This is a genomic window from Streptomyces sp. SID486, from assembly GCF_009865385.1.
GTDB lineage: Bacteria > Actinomycetota > Actinomycetes > Streptomycetales > Streptomycetaceae > Streptomyces.
Window position 1 is genome coordinate 1 of sequence record NZ_WWJT01000755.1, and the last position, 1,480, is coordinate 1,480.

1 protein-coding gene is annotated in these 1,480 nt (G+C 74.8%); it reads right to left on the reverse strand.

Going from position 1 to position 1,480, the window contains the following annotated elements; all coding sequences use genetic code 11:
- Positions 1-144: 144 nt before the first annotated feature.
- The gene (locus tag GT045_RS35355; RefSeq protein ID WP_161297049.1) at positions 145-1,269 is read right to left on the reverse strand and encodes an adenylate/guanylate cyclase domain-containing protein; all 1,125 of its coding nucleotides are present in this window, start codon (positions 1,267-1,269) and stop codon (positions 145-147) included.
- Positions 1,270-1,480 lie beyond the last annotated feature (211 nt).

Below are 1,480 nucleotides of genomic sequence, written 5' to 3' on the forward strand. Positions count from 1 at the left end.
CCCCGCTCCGGCGCCGGCCCCGGCGACCCGGACCCCCGCCCCGGCACCGAGCCGGACCCCGGAGCCGGGACACGGCACCCCACGGCCCCGTCCGGGCGGCGTGTGCCTGCCGGTGATCGGGCTGTGCGTGGACGTTCTCGGGGTCTAGGACCGGCCGTCGCGGTGGGCGAGCAGCCACGGCTCGACCACACCGAGACCGCGTACCGGCCGCTGCCACATCGGCTGGAGCGCGAAACGGTACGTCGGCGGCTCCTCGCCCTCCTTCTCGGCCGCCGCGGCGGCCTCCGCCGCCTCCGCCTCCGATACCGGCGCCTCGCCGGTGCGGATCAGCTCCTCGGCGAAGGCGCTGTCCACCAGGACGGCGTCGCGGGGCGCTATCGACGTCAGCCGGGAGGCCAGGTTGACCGTCGTACCGAAGACGTCCCCCATACGGGTGGTGACCGTGCCGAACGCCATGCCGACCCGCAGCTCGGGCATCGTCTCGTCGTTCGCCAGCGTCTCGACCAGCCGCAGCGCGATGTCCGCGGCGATCCCGGCGTCGTCCGCCGCGAAGAGCACCTCGTCGCCGAGGGTCTTGATCAGCCGGCCGCCGCGCGCGGCCACCAGGTCGGCGGCGGTGGTCTCGAACGCCTCGACGAGTTCGCCGAGTTCCTCCTCCTCCATCCGGCGGGTCAGCCGCGTGAACCCGACGAGGTCGGCGAAGCCGACGGCGAGCCGGCGGTCGACCATCTCCTCGTCGTCGGCCGACTGCACGACCCGGCCGGCCGAGGCGGCCAGCTGGCGCCGCCAGACGTAGACCAGGAACTCCTCCAGTTCGGGCAGGAGCAGTTCGACGATCGGGTACGTCACCTCGGTGCGGGTCATGCCCGGCTCGGGCGGCTCGGTCAGGCCCTCCAGGAAGGAATCCATCTGCCATTCCGCCAACCGGGCGGTGGTCTGCCCGGTTGACCTGGCCACCTGCACCGCCATGGCCTCGCTCAGCAGGCCCGCCTCCACGAGACCCGCCAGGCGGCGCAGGGCGAGGACGTCGGCCTCGGTGAGGGCCCTGGCCTGGCCGATGTCCGCGAAACCCATGGCCCGCCAGAACCGGGACGCCAGCTCCATGGAGACGCCGGCGCTGCGGGCGGCCTGGAACGGGGTGTAGCGGCGCTCGGCGCCCAGGATGAGCTGTTCGAGCCGCAGGGCCAGCGGGTCCTCGCCGGAGTCGGGGGCGTCGGGGTCCACCCGGCCGTCCCCGTCCGCGCCGGAGCCCGTGTCGTCGACGGTCACGCCTGCTGCCCTTCCGATCTGCCGCGGTCAGGTATCGACCGGGCTCAACTCTACGGCAGGTGTGCGCCAGCTCACTCCGTAGGGTTGAGCCGGCGACACGCCCGCCCGGGGCGCTCGGAGCTGCGGCGGGGCCGTACCCCCCGCACCTCCATCCTGGCCGCTCGCGCCCGTCCCCGCGCCCCTCGGCGGGGCCGTCCGCCGGGCGGTGCCG